The following is a 21,233-nucleotide window of genomic DNA, read 5'->3' as shown; positions in this document are numbered from 1 at the left end:
GAGACTGTGGCGGTGTAAAAGTTTATGAAGAGCAAGAACGAAGAAAAATCCGTAATTATTTCGTGTATTCAATTGGTTTGTTTGCTTTTTATGATTGATTTCATTCTTGCTTTAAAATAGCTGGCTGGATATAATCGTTCCACTAATGTATGGGGTTTTGGATGACGGGTAGAAGTGCGTTTTCTACAGTCAAAAATATAATCTTGTTGCAAGTCCTGATTGCTATTTCGGTAGCGTCGGGATTTTTCGTGCTCGGCGGATGGAAAAATGCGTTGTCGCCATTTTTGGGGAGTGTCGTGGCACTGTTGCCGAATTGTTATGCCGCGTATCGCTTGTACTTGAGCAGGAATTGGAACGCGCAAAAAATCGTTCGATCCTTCTATGCTGGCGAGACGAGAAAAATCGTTTTAACGGCGGCATTGTTTGCACTCGTTTTTCAAATCCCTGAAGTGAATTTATTGACACTGTTGGTCGGTTATCTGGCGGTGTTGTCTGTCTTTTGGTTTGCCCTGATATTGTGGCGTGATTATTAATGTGAGGAAAAATGGCTAGCGAAGGTGGAGCAACCGGTTATATTGTTCATCACTTGACCCCGTTGACGGTGGGTGAAGGGTTCTGGACTCTGCATCTGGATACCTTGTTTTTTTCCGCGCTATTGGGCGGCCTGTTTATTTGGTTTTTTAAGTCGCAGGCTGACAAAGCTACGGCCGGGGTGCCGAATTTGACGCAGAATGTCGCCGAAATGCTGGTCGAATTCGTCGACGGTCAGGTTAAGGATACCTTTCACGGACGCAGTGAGTTGATCGCACCGCTAGGTTTGACGATTTTTTGCTGGGTGTTCTTGTGGAATTTCATGGATTTGATTCCGGTGGACTTGCTGCCATTGATCGCCAGTTTGATGGGGATGGAATATCTGCGTGTAGTGCCAAGTACCGACCTGAACGGCACCTTTGCGTTGTCGCTCAGCGTATTCTTCCTGATTATTTTCTATAGTTTCAAAGTAAAAGGTGTCTTCGGTTTTGCCAAGGAGTTGACGTGCACTCCTTTTGGGCCGTGGATGATGCCTTTCAACCTGTTATTAAAAGTGGTCGAAGAAATCGCCAAGCCCATTTCACTGGGGCTACGGCTTTTCGGTAACCTGTACGCGGGTGAATTGATCTTCATCCTGATCGCATTGCTGCCACCTTTAATACAACCATTGCTCAGTTTCCCGTGGGCAGTATTTCACATCCTGATCATCACGCTGCAGGCTTTTATATTCATGGTGCTGACCATCGTCTATATGAGCATGGCGCACGAAGATCACTAATTTCGAATTTTTCTTTTACTTTATTAATATAACTAGGAGATTTTATGGAAATCGCATCTTTAATCGCTGATGTTCAAGGCTTAACAGCTGTCGCTGTCGGTATTATTTTAGGCTTGGGTGCCGTCGGTACCGCGATCGGTTTCGGTCTGTTGGGCGGTAAATTTCTGGAAGGTGCGGCGCGTCAACCGGAATTGGTTCCCATGCTGCAGGTTAAAATGTTCATCGTTGCGGGTCTGTTGGACGCGGTAACCATGATCGGTGTTGGTATGGCATTGTTCTTCACTTTCGCGAATCCGTTCCTTGCTGCTGTACAGTCTGCCGCAGGCTGAGGTCTATACCCTATTAACAACAGCAACACGAGGAAAGCATCATGAGTATCAATGCTACTCTGATCGGGCAGATGATAACCTTTACGCTTCTGGTCTGGTTTACCATGAAGTATGTCTGGCCGCCAATCATGCAGGCACTGGAGGAGCGTAAAAACAAAATCGCCGAAGGACTTGCTGCTGCGGAGAAAGGTCAGGAAGAAATCAAGCTGGCCGAAAAGAAAGCTAAAAAAGTTCTGAAGGAAGCCAAAGATCAAGCAGCGGAAATCGTCAATCTGGCACAGAAACGCGCCAATGAATTGGTCGAGGAATCTAAAGCCAATGCGCAGAAAGAAGGCGAGCGCATGATTCAAGCCGCGAACGCGCAGATTGAGCAGGAAATGCAGCAAGCCAAAGAAAGCTTGCGCAAGGAAGTTTCCGCTTTAGCCTTGCGTGCGGCTGAACAGATTCTGCAACAAGAAGTCGACAAGGCCAAGCACAAAGACATTATCAATAAAGCCTCTGAACAATTAGGTTAAGCAATGAGTGAACTATCAACATTAGCAAGGCCATATGCGGAGGCGGCTTTTAAGCGAGCCAAGGAAGTCGGCGCTGCCGGCATTTGGTCCGATTCGTTGGCCTTTTTATCCGTAGCGATACAGGATAAAGAACTGGCTGCCATCATCGACAACCCAAGAGTCAGCAAGGATCAATTGACTCAGTTAATGGTGGATATCTGCGAAGGTCAAATCCACGACGAAGCCGTTAATTTTCTGAAAATTCTGATAGAAAACGACCGGTTGAAATTACTGCCTCAGATTGCCGAGCTCTATGAGCAATATAAAGCCGACGACGAGGGTTACGTCAATGTTGAAGTTTACAGCGCCTATTCCTTGACCAAAGAAGAGGAAAAAAAATACGTCGCGATGCTGGAAAAGCTGCTCAACAAGAAGGTGCATGCCACGGTAACGGTCGATAAATCACTGGTCGGCGGCATCCGTGCTAAAGCGGGCGACAAGGTGATCGACGGTTCAATCAGCGGCCAGCTTCAACAATTAGCGAAAAGGCTCTAAAAGCCAGAGTGGGAAAACAAAATGCAATTAAATCCATCTGAAATTAGTGATCTGATTAAAAAGAAGATCGAGTCGTTCGACGTAGAAGTCGAAGCTCGTACAGAAGGTACCGTAGTCAGCGTCACTGACGGTATCGTTAGGGTTCATGGTCTGTCTGAAGCAATGCAAGGTGAGATGCTGGAGTTTCCCGGCGGCTCCTACGGTATGGCGCTGAACCTGGAAAGAGATTCCGTCGGTGTGGTCATGCTGGGTGCTTATCAGCACATCACCGAAGGCGACACCGTTAAATGTACCGGTAAAATTTTGGAAGTGCCGGTTGGCGAAGCGCTGCTGGGTCGCGTCGTCGATGCGTTGGGTAACGCGATCGACGGTAAAGGCGCCATCGACAGCAACGAATCTTCACCGGTCGAAAAAATTGCGCCGGGCGTTATCGCCAGACAATCGGTTGATCAGCCGGTGCAAATCGGTCTGAAATCCATCGACTCGATGATTCCGGTCGGCCGCGGCCAGCGTGAGTTGATCATCGGCGACCGTCAAACCGGTAAAACCGCGATCGCCGTCGATGCGATCATCAATCAAAAAGGCACCGGCATTAAATGTATCTATGTCGCAATCGGCCAAAAACGTTCGTCGATCGCCAACGTAGTACGTAAACTGGAAGAACACGGCGCGATGGAACACACCATCGTCGTTTCGGCGTCCGCATCCGAATCCGCCGCATTGCAATTCATCGCCCCTTACACCGGTTGCGCGATGGGCGAATTCTTCCGCGACCGCGGTGAAGATGCGCTGATCATTTACGACGACTTGACCAAGCAAGCCTGGGCTTATCGTCAAATCTCCTTGTTGCTGCGCCGTCCGCCAGGTCGTGAAGCGTATCCGGGCGACGTTTTCTACATCCACTCGCGTTTGTTGGAACGCGCCGCGCGTATCAATGCCGAAGAAGTCGAAAAGCTGACCGACGGCAAAGTGAAAGGTAAAACCGGTTCATTGACCGCGTTGCCTATCATCGAAACGCAAGGCGGGGACGTATCGGCTTTCGTACCGACCAACGTTATTTCGATCACCGACGGTCAGATCTTCTTGGAAACCGATTTGTTCAACTCCGGTATCCGTCCTGCGGTCAACGCGGGTCTGTCGGTATCCCGGGTTGGCGGTGCTGCGCAGACCAAGATCATCAAGAAACTGGGCGGCGGTATTCGTCTGGACTTGGCTCAGTATCGTGAATTGGCGGCTTTCGCCCAGTTCGCGTCCGACTTGGATGAGAGCACGCGTAAACAAATCGAGCGCGGTCAACGCGTTACCGAGTTGATGAAGCAAAACCAATACAGCCCGATGTCGGTCGCTCAAATGGCCGTTTCCCTGTTTGCCGCCAACGAAGGTTTCCTCGACGATGTCGAAGTCGAAAAAGTGCGCGATTTCGAGGATGCGCTGCAATCATACATGAAAGCGCATGAAGCCGAATTGATGGCGAAAATCAACGAAAAAGGCGATTACAATGATGAAATTGCTCAAGGCTTGCGTTCGGCAATAGAGAATTTCATTAAAACAAGTAGCTGGTAAGGGTCTGAATAATGGCTGTCGGTAAAGAAATACGCACCCAGATTGCGAGTATCAAGAATACGCAAAAAATCACCCGCGCCATGGAAATGGTGGCGGCGAGCAAGATGCGTAAAACCAGAGATAAAATGGAGGCGACGCGCCCCTACTCGCAAAAAATCAGCCGGATCATCAAGCATTTGGCGCATGCGAACCCCGAATACAAGCATCCGTTTTTGATTCCGCGCGATGTCAAGCGGGTCGGTATCATCGTGATTACGTCAGACCGCGGTCTGTGCGGCGGCTTGAACTCGAATCTGTTTCGACGCGTGTTGAGCCAATTCAAGGATTGGGAAAGCGGTAATGTTGAAGTCGATGTCGCTGCGATCGGTAACAAAGGTGCCAGCTTTTTCAGCGGCATCAACGCCAATATCGTCGGGCAGATTACCAAACTGAGCGATACCCCGCATGTCAATGACGTCATCGGCGTGATCAAATTGATGCTGGATGCTTTTTACGAAGGCCGTATCGATGAGCTGCATGTTGCCTACAACGAGTTCGTCAACACCATGACGCAAAGACCGGGCATCGAGCAGTTGTTGCCGGTGTTGGAAAATGAATTGGAAGAAGACCTGTCCGGCCATTGGGATTATCTGTATGAGCCCGATGCCAAGGATGTGTTGGATAACCTGCTGTCGCGTTATATCGAATCCATTGTCTATCAAGGCGTCGTCGAGAACAATGCCTGCGAACAGGCGGCCCGGATGGTGGCGATGAAAAGCGCTTCCGATAACGCCGGCAATATCATCGACGAACTGCAACTGGTTTACAACAAAGCCAGACAGGCCGCGATTACGCAGGAAATTTCCGAAATCGTCGGTGGTGCCGCAGCCGTTTAGAACCGAAAGCGAATTTAAAAGAGTATTAAGAGGACGACATAATGAGTTTGGGTAAAATCGTTCAGATTATTGGCGCGGTTGTCGACGTGGAATTTCCACGCGAACAATTGCCGAAAGTCTATGACGCGTTAAAAGTGGAAAGCAGTGGCCTGGTTTTAGAGGTTCAACAACAATTGGGTGACGGCGTGGTACGTTCCATTGCGATGGGCTCCACCGACGGCTTGGCGCGTGGCGCCGAAGTCAGCAACTCCGGCGAAGCGATCAAGATTCCAGTGGGCCAGGAAACCCTGGGCCGCATCATGAACGTGCTGGGCGAAGCGATCGACGAGAAAGGTCCGATCGGCGAAAAAGAAAAATGGGTGATTCACCGCGAAGCGCCGTCTTATGACGAACAAGCGCCGGCCAACGAATTGCTGGAAACCGGCATCAAGGTTATCGACCTGGTTTGCCCGTTCGCGAAAGGCGGTAAAATCGGCCTGTTCGGCGGCGCCGGTGTCGGTAAGACCGTAAACATGATGGAGCTGATCCGTAACATCGCGATCGAGCACAGCGGTTATTCGGTATTCGCCGGCGTCGGCGAGCGTACGCGTGAGGGTAACGACTTCTACCATGAGATGACCGAATCGAACGTAATCGACAAGGTATCGCTGGTTTACGGGCAGATGAACGAGCCGCCCGGCAACAGACTGCGCGTTGCCTTGACCGGTCTGACCATGGCCGAATTCTTCCGTGAGGAAGGCCGCGACGTACTGTTCTTCGTCGACAACATCTATCGTTATACATTGGCGGGTACCGAAGTATCGGCATTGTTAGGCCGTATGCCTTCTGCGGTAGGTTATCAGCCTACATTGGCTGAAGAAATGGGTGTATTGCAGGAACGTATTACATCGACCAAAACCGGTTCGATCACATCGATCCAGGCCGTCTACGTACCTGCGGACGACTTGACCGACCCGTCTCCGGCGACAACTTTCGCTCACTTGGACGCGACCGTGGTATTGTCACGTCAAATCGCCGAGCTGGGTATTTACCCTGCGATCGACCCGCTGGATTCCACCAGCCGTCAGCTGGACCCGTTGGTGATCGGCCAGGAACACTACGACGTGGCTCGCCGCGTACAAGGTATCCTGCAACGTTATAAAGAACTGCGCGACATCATCGCGATTCTGGGTATGGACGAACTGTCCGAAGAAGACAAACTGACCGTTGCCCGGGCGCGTAAGATCCAACGTTTCTTGTCACAACCGTTCTTCGTGGCCGAGGTCTTCACCGGCGCGCCTGGCAAATACGTTTCCTTGAAAGACACCATCGCCGGCTTCAAAGGCATTATCAATGGCGATTATGATGATCTGCCGGAACAAGCGTTCTACATGGTGGGCACGATCGACGAAGCGATCGAAAAAGCCAAGGGAATGAAGAAGTAATTCATCATAGGTGACAGACATGACAATGACAGTACATGTAGATATCGTCAGTGCAGAAGCGGAGATCTATTCCGGATTGGCGGAAATGGTGTTTGCTCCGGCTGAACTCGGCGAAGTCGGTATTGCGCCGCGTCATGCTCCATTAATCTCTAAACTTAACCCTGGCGAAGTCAGGGTTAAGATCAACGACAAGGAAAGTCAGTCGTTCTATGTATCGGGCGGGCTCCTTGAGGTTCAGCCGCACGTGGTAACCGTTTTGGCGGATACCGCGATCAGAGCGAAAGATATTGATGAGGCAGCCGCTTTGGAAGCGAAAGCAAGAGCGGAAGAAGCGCTGAGCGATAAGTCCGGCAAGATCGATTACGCCAAGGCACAGGCCCAACTGGCCGAGGCGATCATGCAATTACGGACACTGGACAGACTCAGAAAAAGAGGATCATAGTACTTTCTTTTTATCGCCAGGAAAAGCCCGATAACGGTTACGTTGTCGGGCTTTTTTGTATATAAAGCCTGGCCGGCTATAATTGGAAAATAAGCAAGGCGCTCAACGCAAAGTTGCGCTTAAGTTGCTCTCCAAGCCGAATTTCTATACAAAACCAATCCAACATAGTTACTGATCAAGGACTTCAGATGACCATAAAAACCATAATCTTGGCCGCCGGTCAGGGAACCCGGATGCGTTCTTCCTTACCCAAGGTCTTACATGAAATAGCCGATAGACCGTTATTGCGACATGTTTACGACACCAGCCGGACGATAGCGAATAATTCGGTCTACATCATTTACGGGCACGGCGGCGAGAAAGTAAAGTCGACTCTGAGTGACTTGGATGCTACCTGGATCGAGCAAAAGGAACAGCTCGGCACCGGCCACGCCGTGCAGCAGGCCGTGCGATATATCGATGACGACGACACCGTACTGATTCTATACGGCGATGTGCCGTTGTTGAAAAGCCATACCATCGAAAACATCCTGAATAAAGTGACCGCTCAGACGATTTCGTTGCTGACCGTCATGCTGGACGATCCGACCGGCTATGGCCGCATCGTCAGGGACCAACACCATGCCGTGGTCAAAATCGTCGAACAAAAAGACGCCAGCGAATCCGAATTACTGATCGACGAGGGCAATACCGGTATTTTGGCGGCCAAGGGCGACAAACTAAAAAACTGGCTGTCGCGCTTGCAAAACAACAATGCCCAGAACGAATTTTATTTGACCGACATCATCGAAATGGCGGTGGCCGACGGTTTGACCATCCAAACCACTCATCCGGCCAGCCAAGACGAGGTATTGGGCGTCAATAACAAAGTCCAACTCGCGCACCTGGAAAGAGCCTATCAAGCGGAGCAAAGCCGGTTGTTGATGGAGCACGGTGTCACCTTGCGCGATCCCGCCAGAATCGACGTCCGAGGCGAATTCAAACAGCTGGGCCGGGATGTCGTCGTCGATGTCAACGTCGTATTCGAAGGCGACAACGAAATCGGCTCCAATGTCAGCATCGGCCCGAACTGTATCATCAAAAATGCGGTGATCAAGGACGACGTGGAAATACTGGCTAACAGCCTGATCGAGGATGCCGTGGTGGGTCAAGGCAGTCGCGTCGGTCCCTATGCTCGGCTTCGCCCGGAGGCCAAGTTGGCCGATCACGTTCATGTCGGCAACTTCGTCGAGATCAAGAAATCCACCGTCGCCAGCGGTAGCAAGATCAATCATTTAAGCTATATTGGGGATAGCGAGATCGGCAGCAAGGTCAATATCGGCGCCGGCACCATCACCTGTAATTACGATGGCGTCAATAAATTTAAGACCATCATCGGCGACGGCGCCTTCATAGGCTCTGACACGCAGTTGGTCGCGCCCGTTACCGTCGGCGCCAATGCGACCATCGGCGCCGGCTCGACCATCACGCGGGATGCGCCGGACGAACAATTGACCTTGAGCCGCGTCAAACAAATCAGTGTAAACGGTTGGAAAAGACCTGTGAAACAGGAGAAATAATATGTGCGGGATAGTCGGTGGAATCGCGCAACGGAATGTTGTGCCGATTTTGATGGAAGGATTACGCAGACTGGAATATCGTGGCTATGACTCGGCCGGCTTGGCGGTGGTCAACGGCGAGCAGGTTTTCAGAAAAAGGGCCCTGGGTAAAGTCAGCGTCCTACAGGAAATGATCGATCAGGACCCGGTCGGCGGTACGCTCGGCATAGCTCATACCCGTTGGGCCACCCACGGCAAACCCAGCACGGACAATGCACATCCGCATATTTCCAGGGACAGCGTGGCCGTCGTCCACAACGGCATCATCGAAAATCACGATCTGTTGAGAACTTCGCTGAAGGAAAACGGCTACCATTTCACATCGGAAACCGATACCGAAGTGATCGTGCACAAGATCCACGATCAGTTGCAAGAGTCCCCCGACTTGCTGACGGCGGTCAAGAAGACCGTTAAAACGCTGGAAGGCGCCTATGCCCTGGGTGTCGTCAGCAAGGATCAGCCCGATACGCTGGTCACCTGCCGCAAGGGCAGCCCCTTGGTCATCGGCGTCGGCATCGGCGAATATTTCATCGCCTCCGATGTCGCCGCCCTGCTTCCGGTCACCCAACGCTTCATCTTTCTGGAAGAAGGAGACATCGCCGAGCTCAAGGTCGACAGCCTGGTCATCTACGATAAAACCGACCACATCGTCGAACGGCCGATCAAGGAAAGCCAATTGACGGCGGATGCGGTCGAAAAAGGCCCCTATCGCCACTACATGTTGAAGGAAATCTACGAACAGCCCTGGGCCATCACGCAAACCTTGGAAGGCCGCTTCGTCGACAATCGTTTTCAGGACAACGCCTTCGGCCATAAAGCGGCCGAAGTATTCGACAGCATAAAATCCGTGCAGATTTTGGCCTGCGGCACCAGCTATCATGCCGGACTGGTGGCGAAATACTGGTTCGAAAAATTCGCCAGGGTGCCTTGCAATATCGATGTCGCCAGCGAATTCCGTTACCGTAATCCGGTCATTCAGCCCGATACGCTGGTCGTGACCATCTCCCAATCCGGCGAAACGGCCGATACCTTGGCCGCGCTGCTGGAAGCGAAAAAACTGGGCGTCAAATATGCGCTGACCATTTGTAACGCCCCGGAAAGCTCGCTGGTGAGGGAGTCCGACCTGGTGCTGATGACCCGCGCCGGCCCGGAAATCGGCGTCGCCTCGACCAAGGCCTTCACCACCCAGCTGGTTTCGTTGCTGATGCTGGTGATCGCGGTCGGTCGCCGTTTCCAGTTGACCGAGGAAATCGAGCAACATATCTCCTCGGAACTGTTCGCCCTGCCCGGCAACCTGGAAAAGGTACTGCAACTCGACCAGCAAATACAAAACCTGTCGGAACAGTTCGCCGAAAAACAAAATGCCTTGTTCCTCGGGCGCGGCACGCAATACCCGATCGCGATGGAAGGGGCGTTGAAACTGAAGGAAATTTCCTATATCCACGCCGAGGCCTATCCGGCCGGCGAACTGAAACACGGACCGTTGGCCTTGATCGACGCGGAAATGCCGGTCATCACCGTCGCGCCGAACAACAGCCTGCTGGAGAAACTCAAGTCCAACATGCAGGAAGTCAGCGCCCGAGGCGGCCAGCTGATCGTGTTCATGGACGAGTCGCTGGAAACCGAGCCAGCCGAAAACGTGCAAATCATCAAAGTACCCAAGGTCGCGAACGTCGTTTCCCCGATCATCTACACGATCCCGCTGCAATTGCTGAGCTACCATGTCGCGGTGCTGAAGGGGACGGATGTCGACCAGCCTCGGAATTTGGCCAAGTCGGTGACGGTGGAATAATTTTTGGAGATTGAACAGGGATGTTTATTATTTGCACCATTGCAAGACCTGACCATGTTTCCCCCTCGGATCACTTAATCGCCAATGGTGCGGAAGAAAAATTCGATCATGAGAAGAACAGCCTGCACATGAAATGTTTGGCTGAGGGCATAGAAGTGCTCAAGCAGCAGATCCAGGAAAAATGTGGGAGCGCTTAACAAGGTGCTCCAGTCAACGTCGAACTAGCTGCACGGCCTCGATGCGACTGAGCGCAACGTTAAGCCTATTATAAAATTTAGAGAAATATAATGAGTTTAGAGTCTGAAATAACAAAAGCTTCTCAAGATATCGTTAAAGATGGATACGAGATGTCAATCGGAGAGCTAATGAACTTGTATCGGGATGAGGAGCTGATTATTGATCCTGAGTTCCAGAGATACTTTCGGTGGGATTTGACTAGAAAATCTAGATTCATTGAGTCGCTTCTTTTGGGTATTCCTATACCGCCAATATTTGTATTTCAGAATGAAAGTGGTGTATGGGAGCTCATAGATGGCCTACAAAGGCTTTCTACTATATTCGAGTTTGTTGGAATACTAAAAGGCCCGGATGGCGATATTGTAACTCCCGAACCTCTTGAGGCTACAAAAATGCTCCCTTCATTAGTGGGTGTTAAATGGGTTTCAGGTGAGAATGGTCTTAGTAAGCCTCTGCAACTTCAAATCCGCCGATCACGTATTAGGGTTGAGATTTTAACCAAGGAAAGTGACTCACAAAGCAAGTATGAGTTATTTCAGCGGTTGAATACAGGTGGTGCATCATTGAATGCCCAAGAGGTGAGGAACTGCGTTATTGTTAAGGTTAATTCATCATTCTATAAATGGCTCAAAGAGACGGCTGAGATTAAACCTTTTCTCGACACCCTTTCAATTACTACAAATGCGGAACAACAACAAAAGAATATAGAGCTAGCGCTTAGATTCTTTGTTGTACGAAATATACCATACGAGGGACGACTGGATATAAATGAGTATCTAGATGAAGGTGCAATTTCCTTAGCTACTTCGAGAGAAATTGATTTAGAAAGGGAGCTAGATGTCTTCTTTAGGACTTTTTCCCTTATCGATACTTCACTAGGAGAGGATGCTTTCAGAAAATTTAATGGGAGAAAGTTTTCTGGCGGATTCCTGATTTCTGGGTTTGAAGCTCTTTCTCATGGAATTTCAATTAATCTAAAAGATATAGAAGGGCTTGGGAACGATAGATCAAGAGAATTCATTTTTGAAAGAACGAAAGAGTTGTGGAGTGATGAAACATTTAAGGAGTTTACAAAAGCAGGGGTTAGGGGTACTACTAGGCTTCAGAATCTTATCCCATTCTCTAAAGACTTTTTTAAGCCGTGAGTAAAATTAGGTCGGTATATCAGCTCCAAGAGCGATTGGATACGGATTTTAGTTGGAGAGTGGTAGAAGTATCATTTTTGAATAGCCTTCTGAGATCAGCTCCTGAAAGGAAGAAAAACTCAGTTATCCGCGCAAATATTCCAGTTTTGTACGCTCATTGGGAAGGCTTTGTTAAAATTGCGGCTAAATGCTACTTAGAGTTTGTATCCTGCCAGAACTTAAAATACGAAGAATTGCATGATTCCTTCGTAGCAATCGGGCTGTACAAAGAATTATCTCAATATGGCGTCAAAGTAGGAAAATTAGGAAATATCATGTCTGTCGACTTTATGAGAAATAAAATGAGTCAGACCGCCGTTTTTCCAAAAGAAGGTGTTATTAATACAAAATCCAATTTGAACTCAGAAGTATTGAAGGAAATATTGAGCTTGATAGGTATTAGCGAAACCCCTTACCTAACAAAGAGTAACTTTATTGATGAAAGTCTACTAGCTAGAAGAAACTCTATTGCACATGGAGAATATATTGACGTTACTCAAGATAGCTATAAAGAAATAAGTGATGAAGTGATAGGATTGATGAGAAGTTTCAAAAATGACATTGAAAATCACGCTTCCCTCGAGTTATTTAAGAGGACCGTAGGGCGGATAAGCGGAGCGCCATCCGCCAAATTGGCATAAACTTACGCTATGCCAAACTATCGACGCAATCGTGTTCCTGGCGGAACTTACTTCTTTACGGTCAATTTGCTCGAACGCAAACCCCGATTGCTGATTGATCATATCGACAAGTTACGACAAGCCGTGCGCGTTGGCCGGGAGAAACAACCTTTTCACATTGATGGCTGGGTGGTGCTGCCGGAATCAAAAGGAATCAAAAGGGTCGGTATCGATTGAAGTGTCATGGTAGCCACACAGGTCTGGCTAGGCGAAGCCGCTTGTGCCCTGTGGCTATAAGCCGACACATCAACGAATTTCCTTCAAATAATTGATCAGGCCGTTAGTCGAGCTGTCGTAGCTATGCACAGGCTGGTCGTTCTGCAATTCCGGAAAAATGGCGCCGGAGAGTTTTTTGCCCAGTTCGACGCCCATCTGATCGAATGAATTGATGTTCCAGATAGCGCCTTGCACGAAGACTTTGTGTTCATACAAGGCGATTAACGAGCCCAGCGTTTTCGGCGACAAGACCTTGAATAAGAACGAGTTGGTCGGGATGTTGCCGGGGAAGACCTTGGCATTTACCAGCGCCTCGTCGTATTCGTTGCCGGCCAGTTCCAGTTCTTCGCGCACTTGATCGGCGGTTTTGCCCTGCATCAGGGCTTGGGTTTGGCCCAAAAAGTTGGAGACCAGGATATTGCGGTGATCCGGCAGGAAATGGCAGCTGGTACCGGGGATCAGAAAGTCGCACGGTACCAGTTTGGTGCCTTGATGGATTAACTGATAGAAGGCATGCTGCCCGTTGGTGCCTGCTTGTCCCCAGACGATCGGCCCGGTTTGATAATCGACCGGATTGCCGTCGATATCGATGCTTTTGCCGTTGCTTTCCATGTCCATTTGTTGCATGAAGGCCGGAAAATACCTTAGATAATAGCCGTAAGGCAGAATGGCATGGGTTTCCGCATTGAAAAAGTTGTTATACCAGATGCCCAGCAGGGCCATGATCACGGGGATGTTTTGCTCGAAAGGCGTGTTTTTGAAGTATTCGTCCGCTTCGTGGGCGCCGATCAACAGTTGCTCGAAATTATCCATGCCGATATTAAGCGGAATGGATAAACCGATTGCCGACCACAGCGAATAACGGCCCCCGACCCAGTCCCAAAACTCGAAAATATTGTCCGGATTAATGCCGAATTCGACCGCCTTCTCGCAATTGGTGGAGATGGCGACAAAGTGTTTATCGACCGCTTGCGGCGCTTTCAGGGCGTCCACTAACCATGCACGGGCCGAAAACGCATTGGTCATGGTTTCCAGCGTCGTGAAGGTTTTCGAGGCGATCAAGAACAGTGTCGTTTCCGGGTTCAATTTGTTCAGGGTATTGATCAGCTCGGCCTGAGCGACATTGGATACGAAGTGCGATTGGATAGTGCCCTTGGCGTAAGGCTGCAAGGCCCTGACCGCCATTTTGGGCCCCAGGTCCGAGCCGCCGATACCGATGTTGACGACGTCGGTGATGACTTTACCGGTGTGGCCTCGCCACTCTCCCGAATGCACAGCATCGGAAAAAACGCGCATTTTGTTCAGCACGCGATGGATATCGGCATGAATATCCCGGCCATCCAACATAAAGGGCTGTTGGCCGGGGTTGCGCAACGCGGTATGTAAAACGGAGCGATTCTCGGTGCGGTTGATTTTGTCCCCGCTGAACATGGCGGCGATTTTGTCCGCCAGGTCTCTTTCTCTGGCCAACTTGAGCAACAAGGGCAGGGTTTTTTCGGTGATTCTGTTCTTGGAAAAATCGAACAGGATATCTTGGAATTTTAAGGAGAACTTATCGAAACGCTGCGGGTCTTGCGCAAACATGTCCCGCATGTGTAATACGGCAATTTCCCGATGATGTTCATGGAGTTCTTGCCAGGTTGCTGAATCGGTCAGGGAAGACAATGGAAAACTCCGTATTTTCTTGTAAGTAGGAAGTCTAAAGAAAAAAAGGCCGAAAAACAAATGGTAAAAGGGTCAAAAGATTGAGTTCGGGAAATTAATAAATGAAGAGGCTTGGTCGGGTCGGGGGTAACAAAAGCAAAAGGGTCGGTACCGATTGAAATGTCTTGGTACATTCGATCGAATTACCCTTCGTTCCATCCATCGCTACTTTTGAAACGAAAAATAACGGGTGCCTTACCATTGCCAGCCAAATAAATAAGCAATCAGGATAATATTCTCCACATTTCATCGAACCCAGTATATCCGCCACCGCGCCTTTGATGACCAACACCACAAGCAATTGAAAAGTTTGGAACTGCTTTATTACTCTCCCACAGGCTTTTTATGTGTGTGATTGCAAAGCACGATCCTCTTGCGAGCTCCTCAACCTGATTTTCCTCTATATGTTTTACAATTTACGACGTTCCTTTAATGGTATGAGAACCCAGTATGAAGTATGATTCAACACGGTATTTAATTTGTTAACTTCGGGAGCATACGGTTTATGCCCAAAAATATCGTCATCTGTTGCGATGGCACCGGTAATGAAATCAAAGACAATATTTCCAATGTGCTGAAGTTGTTTCGGATTGCCAAGAAGGATGCTGACCAGTGCGTCTTTTACGATCCGGGTGTCGGTACACTGAGTCGGAGCGATGCGTGGGAGCAGTTCCGCAATAAATTCAAAGGGGTGTTAGGGCTCGCTTCCGGCTATGGTTTGGATGACAACATTCTGGAGGCCTATAACTATCTGATCGATCATTACCAGGCAAACGACCGGATTTTCTTATTCGGCTTTAGCCGCGGCGCTTATACGGTTAGGGCGTTGGCCGGGATGTTGACGCTTATAGGCCTACTGCAGCCAAATCAAAGGAACCTGTGCGGCTATGCCCTGACGGCTTATAAGCAATCCAGCGAGCAGAACGACCTTTCAATCAGTTGGCGCTTTCAAAAAATCACGTCGGCCCGCCATGTGACGATTAGGTTTATGGGTGTTTGGGATACCGTTGCATCGGTATTGGTGCCGCGGCCGGACCGTTTTTTCATTCCGACTTTGCAAACCTTGCCTTACACGCGGAAGAATCCCAGCGTCGAGGTATTTAGACAGGCGATCGCGATAGACGAGCGTCGGCGCATGTTTCGTTTAAGTCCATGGCAGGAACCGCAAACCTTCGTCAAAGAACCGTTTAAGAAAGTTGACAACCCTCAGCAGGATATCAAACAAGTCTGGTTCGCGGGCGTGCATTCCGATATCGGTGGCGGCTATAAAGAAACGGAAAGCGGATTGTCCAAGTTTCCTTTGCGTTGGATAATAGACGAAGCGACCAATATCGATAACGGCTTGGAAATAAACAAAACTATGTATAACCACATCGTCAATGGCCGCAAAATAAGTGGTGGCGAATACGCTTATGTGAGTGCGGATGCGGCGGCGAAAATGCACGATTCGATGACGGCGGGATGGAAGCCTTTGGAATGGATTCCGAAATTGGCCAAATATAAAGAATGGCCGGCTCGGCCAGTTTATTTCGGATGCTATATGCCGAAATCGGAGCCTAGATTGATTCCGGAAAATGCCTTGATTCATGCGTCCGTGATCGAAAGGATGCAAAAAACTGGTTACCACCCCGTCAATTTGCCCGAAAATTATCAGGTGGTTTAGGGTAAATTCAGTGCGGCTTCGTGTAAAACGTCCGATTTGTGTTTGACCTTGCGACACGCCACCATAATCTTTTTTGCAAGGTTTGCGGATCAAATAGGCCGCATTCCCGCTATAATAGATGATCTTTTCGGTCTGCGAGTCATGGCGGTCGAGCGAGGCGTAGCCGCTTTATAATCCGGTAATTTCCGGCGCCGTTTGTCAGGTGCATACCCGCAGGGCGCAAACGCCATAGTAGCCAGATTTACTCGTTTCCCTCTATACAAATTCGATCGTCCTCTGCAAGCCTGTCAATCCGTTACGGCCAACTAAGTTGAACTGAATTGTTTTCGCGCTGAAAAAAAACGCGAAACGGCACAAATTCAGAGCCTAAATCGGCCGGCCCATTCTATAATAATCGGTTTTAACTACGCCTAGCCCCGCGCTTTTTATACGTGAAAGCCTGATCATGAAACTATTACTCGCCTACCTTTCCACTTGCTGGTTTAGAAAGAATCCCGCAGAATTGACGCCGCCTGTTTCCTTCATGTGGAAAAATGTGGCTTTTTATTTAATATCCGGCTTCATCGTGGAAGGCCTGATCGCCGATCCGGTCGAAGGACCCTTGGAAGTAATGGGACGTATCACCATGGCTTTTAGTTCGATAGCCGCGCTATTATTGTATGAAAAAAAATGGCCTTACTTCAGTCGTTTATACACATCCATTTTCGTCTGCGAAAACTTCATTATGACGTTGGCGGTTTGCGTCGAAGCGCTGTATTTTTGGATGGTGATGAATCACCATCCTTATTACGAGGAAATCTCCACAGGCCTGGGGATATTCTTAGTCGTTTGGTATGTGACCATCGTGGCCTATATCTTCCGCCGCTTTTTCAATCAATCGATTAGTGTCAGCCTGATCTTCGCTTTCAGCTACTTCGTCTTGACTTACGGTATGCCGATGATGCTAATGGACATGTGAAGACCTAAGAAAACATAATTCAAACCAAAAGCAAATCAAAGGGGACAGTTTCGAACCTATTCTCCTTTGGTCCTTCCATCGGCACTTTTAAACGTAGAATAATTGGGGCCGCCTTGTCCATATCTGATAGATACAATTTTGACTATACTCTCCACATTTCATCGAAGCCCTCCTGGGTGGCCAAATCCATGTCGACAAGCCGGCTCAAGTTTGAACAAGCCATTCCGTACTGCCAGAGAACGGTGTTCGAGAAACTTCCTTGAAAGGAATAGCCTTCAAAACTATCGGGAATTTCGTTACAACCAGAGCGATAACGCGGCATATTCGACCAAATATGAATCGGCGGGCGAGTCGGCGGAGCAGGCGCGGCTGTCGACTCCAATGAAGGCTGCCTAGAAGTATCCGAACGATGCCCTTCGCCTAACGTGAGGAAGCCCCTAGAGAGGAGGCGGTCTCTGCGCTCTTGCTCGCTTATAGTCTGCTCAATGGAAACATTCCAGGGATCTCGTCTAAAATGCCGTCTGGCAGTGGCTAAATCCGCACCAACCAAAATTCTGCCATAGATTCCCGGCGTATATTGGCGTCCCAGGCGACGCGATTTGTCGGGAACTTCGGTGCACCAGGCATCGATCCAGTCTGCATCGACAAACCAACCTTCGAGGTCAGCGTAAATTCTCGTTCCGTTAGGCGCATCCAAAGATGCCGCCAATTGGCATGCGTTTTCGGCGGACTGAGTACCGTTGTCGTAGCCCGTTAGCGCGTATCGGATCGTTCGCTCGCCGACTTTCCTCTTGCAGTCTATATCATGATGCTGGTCCCAGCAGGTGTCATTGTAAATAAGAACGATCCGGCATCCGTGACTATGGAGAAAGTTCTTTTCGTCCTGCGAAAGCATGTAGGTTGGACGTGACTGGGTGAGATATCGTCCCCAGAATTGCGGTGCTTCTTTTGCGTTGAATCTCTGCCGATTCCTGCTGAGAAATCTGCAGACGTACTCGTACAGGGATGCACCTCTTGTACCGTTTGCTGGAAGGTGCGCCGGGCTGGAACTATCTACTCCCCAAATTGGCATAATAGCTCTCCTCTTTAGTGGGAAACGCCCTATTAATGATCAATCGATTTTTTTGCAGCATAACATCACGCCAAAGCAAGCCAAACAATTTCATGCAGCGTCGAACATCCCAAATCCATTGATGGGATATTTGATAAGAATGACACACTTTTGTTTTATCTTTGCTGTTAATTTTAGGACGATTGTAAAGACAAAGGAGATTCTCCCTATGAATTTGTTGAAAATGACTTTTCTGCTTTTGATAACAGTTTTTACGGCGTCCACGTCGGCCGATAACCGGTCGGGCGACGCTGCCGTAGGCGGTGGTCTTGGCGGTGCGCTAGGAGGTTATATAGGTTCGGAAACCGGCGGCCAAGCGGGGGCCATCATTGGCAGCGCGGCTGGCGCAGCAATTGGTAGCGCGATTTCGACCAATACCGATACGCGTTTCCTGAATGGAGCTACGAGGTATAACGATAGAAGAGATTATAGCTATCGTGACGACCGCCATGATGACTATCGTCCTCGCTACAAACATCATAAAAAGTGCCCTCCTGGATTGGCCATGCAAAACAGATGTTGACGCAAATGTCATTTTGCCGCCCGGCTCAACCAAGAGTCAGTTAGGTTTTGCGATAAAGCATATTCCTAATCGGGCGACTTGATTTCAAGATCTATGTGTTTTGGTTTCCTGGATAATTCTGTTTTTTTTTGCCAGCCATAAATCAGTCTCGGCTCCTGCAGGCTTTTTAATCTTCGGGACAAAGCAAGCGACTGGACATTCCGATTTATCATGGATAAGCTACGCATTTTTGTGAATATACAGGAGCGACTTATGGATGCTTGTTATCGCAGCATGCCGAAATTTATCGGAGCGTTTTTCGATACGTTGTATCAACATCCAACTATTTTGTTCATTTCTATGGCCGGCGTGATGGCTTTGGCTGGGTCATGGTGGTACAAAGCGAATAAGAAAACAGAATAAGCACTCGCTACGAACTTTTGCCTATTTAATTTCTCCGATTACGTTGCTCTAGCTACAACTAGGGTCGTAAGGCGCAATAACCAACAGGGCATTGCGCCGTATCTCTTATACCGGTCTCCTTTTTCCGCCACATTTCACGGATTACGATATTTTAAGTGATCCAACACGTGGTCTTTGCTAAAAATCACAATCGACTGCCGGAGCGATTTACCGCACCTACCCCCCCCCCCACTCCTTGCACTTTCATAGTCCGGGGCGATGAAAACTTCTTCATGATCGTCCGATGTAAGCGGCAATCCCTCCCGTTATTGAATCGATCAACGACATTTCTTGAATAGACTACACTCAATTGACATACATGAAACGGATTAGCATTTTTAAGTTGTTTAAAACGTAAAGGAATAATAAGTGACTAGCGGACCGATAATCTATTTCGTAAACAAAGTTTAACTATTAATGAGTGCGTCGAAATTCCTTTGAATCATGTTAACTCTCGAATCTCTCTGTCCGAATTGTATGACGTCCTTTGAGGGCTCAGTGTCTTGTAAAACTTGTAGCGATCAAGTCTTTCCGTCATATGCATCGATCGCATTACCGGCGAAAACGGTTTTGAAAGATCGTTTTTGGGTCGGACGCGTGTTGGGTAGGCCCGGTGGGTTCGGAGTGACGTACTTGGTTTGGGATTCCCTTCTGGAAACTACGGCGGCAATCAAGGAATATCTACCACTTCATGCGGCTAGCCGTTCAAGCGGAGATAATACCGTACTATCCAATTCGGAGCAGGATAGTGAATTTTTTCAGCAAGGTTTACGCATTTTTTTGCAGGAAGCGAAGACATTGGCTCAGTTCTTCCATCCTAACATTGTTCGGATCAGAGATTATTTTACCGCGAACAATACGGCCTATTTGGTCATGGACTATCACCAAGGTATTCCGATTGATCAGTATGTCAAAAATAAAGGTGGTAAGCTGAGCGAAGATCACGCTCTGGAACTCATGCTACCGATATTGAACGGTCTGGAATGCGTTCATGGGAAAAATTTTTTACACAGGGATATCAAACCGCAGAATATTTATTTAACCGATGAAGGCGTCCCGATACTGCTCGACTTCGGCGCGGCACGCTACGCCATGGTGGAAAAATCGAGTACGTTGACTGTCATGTTGACGGCCGGATTTGCGCCTTTCGAGCAATATCATCAAAAGGGTAAACAAGGGCCATGGAGTGATATTTATGCTTGCGGCGCAACGCTCTACTATCTGGTGACAGGAAAGGTTCCTCCCGATGCGCTGGAACGGCAACATAGCGATATGCTTGTTCCGCCGATCGAACTCAATCCGGCGATCAGCGAATCTTTTAACATGGCCATAGTGAAGGCCATGTCGGTCGATTATATGGCGCGTCCCCGGAGTATAGGCGGCTTTAAACGTCTTTTGCTCGGCAATTCATTTCATCGTCTTTGTGCGACCGAGATTAACGAAAGTGTGAAAAACAAGGATTTCGAAAAGGTTTTGGCGTTCCCATCGAACAATGAGAAAAAAACAGCGAAGGAAAAGTCGACTCCCTCGGTGATTATTCGCTACGAAACGGAAAAAAAGGGCGGTGCGATCGGCCGCTTTGCTTTTTTGGCCCTGCTCTCGGTGACATTGTATCTTTATTGGAGCGGTCGAAAATTGCCTTACCAGGAGGGTGGCGCTATGATGGCGCAAACTAATGTATCTTCTGCTCTTCAGACGGAGGAAAGTACGATGAAGGAAGCGTTTGCTTCTGTGGGTGAATTGCCTAACGAAGCTCAACGAGAAGTCATCGACACAATTTCGCAGCCTGCAGCGGAGCCAAACATTGTCAACAATCGGCAAGCGCAAGTAATTAATCGTCAGCCAATAGTAAGGAGTGCCGATGCGTTCAGGCCCGCCGTTTTGCCTAAGCCGTCTGAACCGGCTTACGACGCCTGTCGACACCAATCGTTAAATGCCGGCTGTCAATTTAGTACGCCTTTCGGTATCGAGCGAGGGTCGTGTAGGTCGTTGGAATCTCGTCGGCTTGTTTGTGCGCCGCAAGGCGCGCCTCCTCCGCCAAATCGGCCGGACAGGCAAGCCATGCGCGGTTATCCAGAGCCCGTGCACCCGAGTTTCAGATTTCCGCACAAAGATTATCGTTAAGCAAAGAATCA

The 21,233-nt window shown here is 49.0% G+C and carries 21 protein-coding genes and 1 pseudogene; 20 read left to right on the top strand and 2 right to left on the bottom strand.

The genetic code is table 11. The features are described 5' to 3' along the window. The first annotated feature begins 161 nt into the window (after positions 1–161). From EP25_RS0112740 to EP25_RS0112670, 15 genes and pseudogenes are all read left to right on the top strand, one after another. Positions 162–533, top strand: a complete 372-nt coding sequence (locus tag EP25_RS0112740) for an ATP synthase subunit I (RefSeq protein ID WP_031434245.1) — start codon at positions 162–164, stop codon at positions 531–533. Between the two features lie 11 nt (positions 534–544). Continuing rightward, a complete protein-coding gene (atpB, locus tag EP25_RS0112735) occupies positions 545–1,309 on the top strand; it encodes a F0F1 ATP synthase subunit A (RefSeq protein WP_031434244.1) in 765 nt (254 codons plus the stop codon). Between the two features lie 44 nt (positions 1,310–1,353). Beyond that, entirely contained in the window at positions 1,354–1,638 is a 285-nt protein-coding gene (gene atpE, locus EP25_RS0112730) for a F0F1 ATP synthase subunit C (protein ID WP_031434243.1), read from the top strand. A gap of 41 nt (positions 1,639–1,679) precedes the next feature. Next, positions 1,680–2,153 (top strand): F0F1 ATP synthase subunit B, encoded by a 474-nt coding sequence (locus EP25_RS0112725; protein ID WP_031434242.1) that lies wholly within the window; start codon positions 1,680–1,682, stop codon positions 2,151–2,153. 3 nt (positions 2,154–2,156) lie between these two features. Beyond that, positions 2,157–2,687, top strand: a complete 531-nt coding sequence (locus EP25_RS0112720) for a F0F1 ATP synthase subunit delta (RefSeq protein ID WP_031434241.1) — start codon at positions 2,157–2,159, stop codon at positions 2,685–2,687. Positions 2,688–2,708: 21 nt separating this feature from the next. Continuing rightward, positions 2,709–4,250, top strand: a complete 1,542-nt coding sequence (gene atpA / locus EP25_RS0112715) for a F0F1 ATP synthase subunit alpha (RefSeq protein WP_031434240.1) — start codon at positions 2,709–2,711, stop codon at positions 4,248–4,250. Positions 4,251–4,261: 11 nt separating this feature from the next. Further along, positions 4,262–5,125 (top strand): F0F1 ATP synthase subunit gamma, encoded by an 864-nt coding sequence (gene atpG, locus EP25_RS0112710; RefSeq protein WP_031434239.1) that lies wholly within the window; start codon positions 4,262–4,264, stop codon positions 5,123–5,125. Positions 5,126–5,166: 41 nt separating this feature from the next. Further along, positions 5,167–6,549 (top strand): F0F1 ATP synthase subunit beta, encoded by a 1,383-nt coding sequence (gene atpD / locus EP25_RS0112705; protein ID WP_031434238.1) that lies wholly within the window; start codon positions 5,167–5,169, stop codon positions 6,547–6,549. 19 nt (positions 6,550–6,568) lie between these two features. Further along, the gene (locus EP25_RS0112700; RefSeq protein WP_031434237.1) at positions 6,569–6,991 is read left to right on the top strand and encodes a F0F1 ATP synthase subunit epsilon; all 423 of its coding nucleotides are present in this window, start codon (positions 6,569–6,571) and stop codon (positions 6,989–6,991) included. Between the two features lie 188 nt (positions 6,992–7,179). Next, positions 7,180–8,550 carry a bifunctional UDP-N-acetylglucosamine diphosphorylase/glucosamine-1-phosphate N-acetyltransferase GlmU gene (gene glmU, locus EP25_RS0112695; protein WP_031434236.1) on the top strand — a complete coding sequence of 457 codons (1,371 nt, stop codon included), beginning with the start codon at positions 7,180–7,182 and terminating at the stop codon, positions 8,548–8,550. Position 8,551: 1 nt separating this feature from the next. Then, a complete protein-coding gene (glmS, locus tag EP25_RS0112690; RefSeq protein WP_031434235.1) occupies positions 8,552–10,381 on the top strand; it encodes a glutamine--fructose-6-phosphate transaminase (isomerizing) in 1,830 nt (609 codons plus the stop codon). A gap of 20 nt (positions 10,382–10,401) precedes the next feature. Beyond that, positions 10,402–10,578, top strand: coding sequence for a hypothetical protein (locus EP25_RS23480; protein ID WP_160172730.1), 177 nt, complete (start codon positions 10,402–10,404; stop codon positions 10,576–10,578). Positions 10,579–10,668: 90 nt separating this feature from the next. Continuing rightward, positions 10,669–11,763 (top strand): DUF262 domain-containing protein, encoded by a 1,095-nt coding sequence (locus EP25_RS0112680; protein WP_031434234.1) that lies wholly within the window; start codon positions 10,669–10,671, stop codon positions 11,761–11,763. Then, positions 11,760–12,443 carry an MAE_28990/MAE_18760 family HEPN-like nuclease gene (locus tag EP25_RS0112675; protein WP_036300546.1) on the top strand — a complete coding sequence of 228 codons (684 nt, stop codon included), beginning with the start codon at positions 11,760–11,762 and terminating at the stop codon, positions 12,441–12,443. Before EP25_RS0112680 ends, EP25_RS0112675 begins: the two co-directional genes overlap by 4 nt. A gap of 9 nt (positions 12,444–12,452) precedes the next feature. Continuing rightward, positions 12,453–12,626: pseudogene (locus tag EP25_RS0112670) on the top strand (REP-associated tyrosine transposase); the annotation flags it as partial. A 102-nt stretch (positions 12,627–12,728) separates the two neighbouring features. Here the strand turns inward: EP25_RS0112670 and pgi are convergent. Further along, entirely contained in the window at positions 12,729–14,363 is a 1,635-nt protein-coding gene (gene pgi, locus EP25_RS0112665; RefSeq protein WP_031434231.1) for a glucose-6-phosphate isomerase, read from the bottom strand. Between the two features lie 544 nt (positions 14,364–14,907). On the opposite strand from pgi, the gene EP25_RS0112660 reads away from it, so the two are divergent. Both EP25_RS0112660 and EP25_RS0112655 read left to right on the top strand, forming a co-directional pair. After that, positions 14,908–16,065 (top strand): DUF2235 domain-containing protein, encoded by a 1,158-nt coding sequence (locus EP25_RS0112660; protein WP_031434230.1) that lies wholly within the window; start codon positions 14,908–14,910, stop codon positions 16,063–16,065. A 445-nt stretch (positions 16,066–16,510) separates the two neighbouring features. Then, complete coding sequence (locus tag EP25_RS0112655) at positions 16,511–17,023, top strand: hypothetical protein (protein WP_031434229.1); 513 nt, start codon at positions 16,511–16,513, stop codon at positions 17,021–17,023. A gap of 142 nt (positions 17,024–17,165) precedes the next feature. Here the strand turns inward: EP25_RS0112655 and EP25_RS0112650 are convergent, their stop codons facing one another. Then, positions 17,166–18,095 (bottom strand): glycoside hydrolase domain-containing protein, encoded by a 930-nt coding sequence (locus EP25_RS0112650; RefSeq protein WP_031434228.1) that lies wholly within the window; start codon positions 18,093–18,095, stop codon positions 17,166–17,168. Positions 18,096–18,147: 52 nt separating this feature from the next. Here EP25_RS0112650 and EP25_RS0112645 point away from each other — a divergent pair, with 52 nt between their 5' ends. The 3 genes from EP25_RS0112645 to EP25_RS22540 all read left to right on the top strand — a co-directional run bounded on the left by EP25_RS0112645 (position 18,148) and on the right by EP25_RS22540 (position 21,222). After that, on the top strand, positions 18,148–18,657 hold the full coding sequence (locus tag EP25_RS0112645) for a glycine zipper domain-containing protein (protein ID WP_051906657.1): 510 nt from the start codon (positions 18,148–18,150) through the stop codon (positions 18,655–18,657). Positions 18,658–18,867: 210 nt separating this feature from the next. Continuing rightward, positions 18,868–19,059: a hypothetical protein gene (locus EP25_RS0112640; protein WP_031434226.1), complete on the top strand. Its 192-nt coding sequence runs from the start codon at positions 18,868–18,870 to the stop codon at positions 19,057–19,059. Between the two features lie 483 nt (positions 19,060–19,542). Beyond that, positions 19,543–21,222, top strand: a complete 1,680-nt coding sequence (locus tag EP25_RS22540; protein WP_084191034.1) for a serine/threonine protein kinase — start codon at positions 19,543–19,545, stop codon at positions 21,220–21,222. Positions 21,223–21,233: the final 11 nt, after the last annotated feature.

It is taken from the genome of Methylomarinum vadi (assembly GCF_000733935.1).
Taxonomy (GTDB): Bacteria; Pseudomonadota; Gammaproteobacteria; order Methylococcales; family Methylomonadaceae; genus Methylomarinum; species Methylomarinum vadi.
Note: the sequence above shows the minus strand (reverse complement) of the source record. Positions and strands in the feature narration are given on the sequence as shown.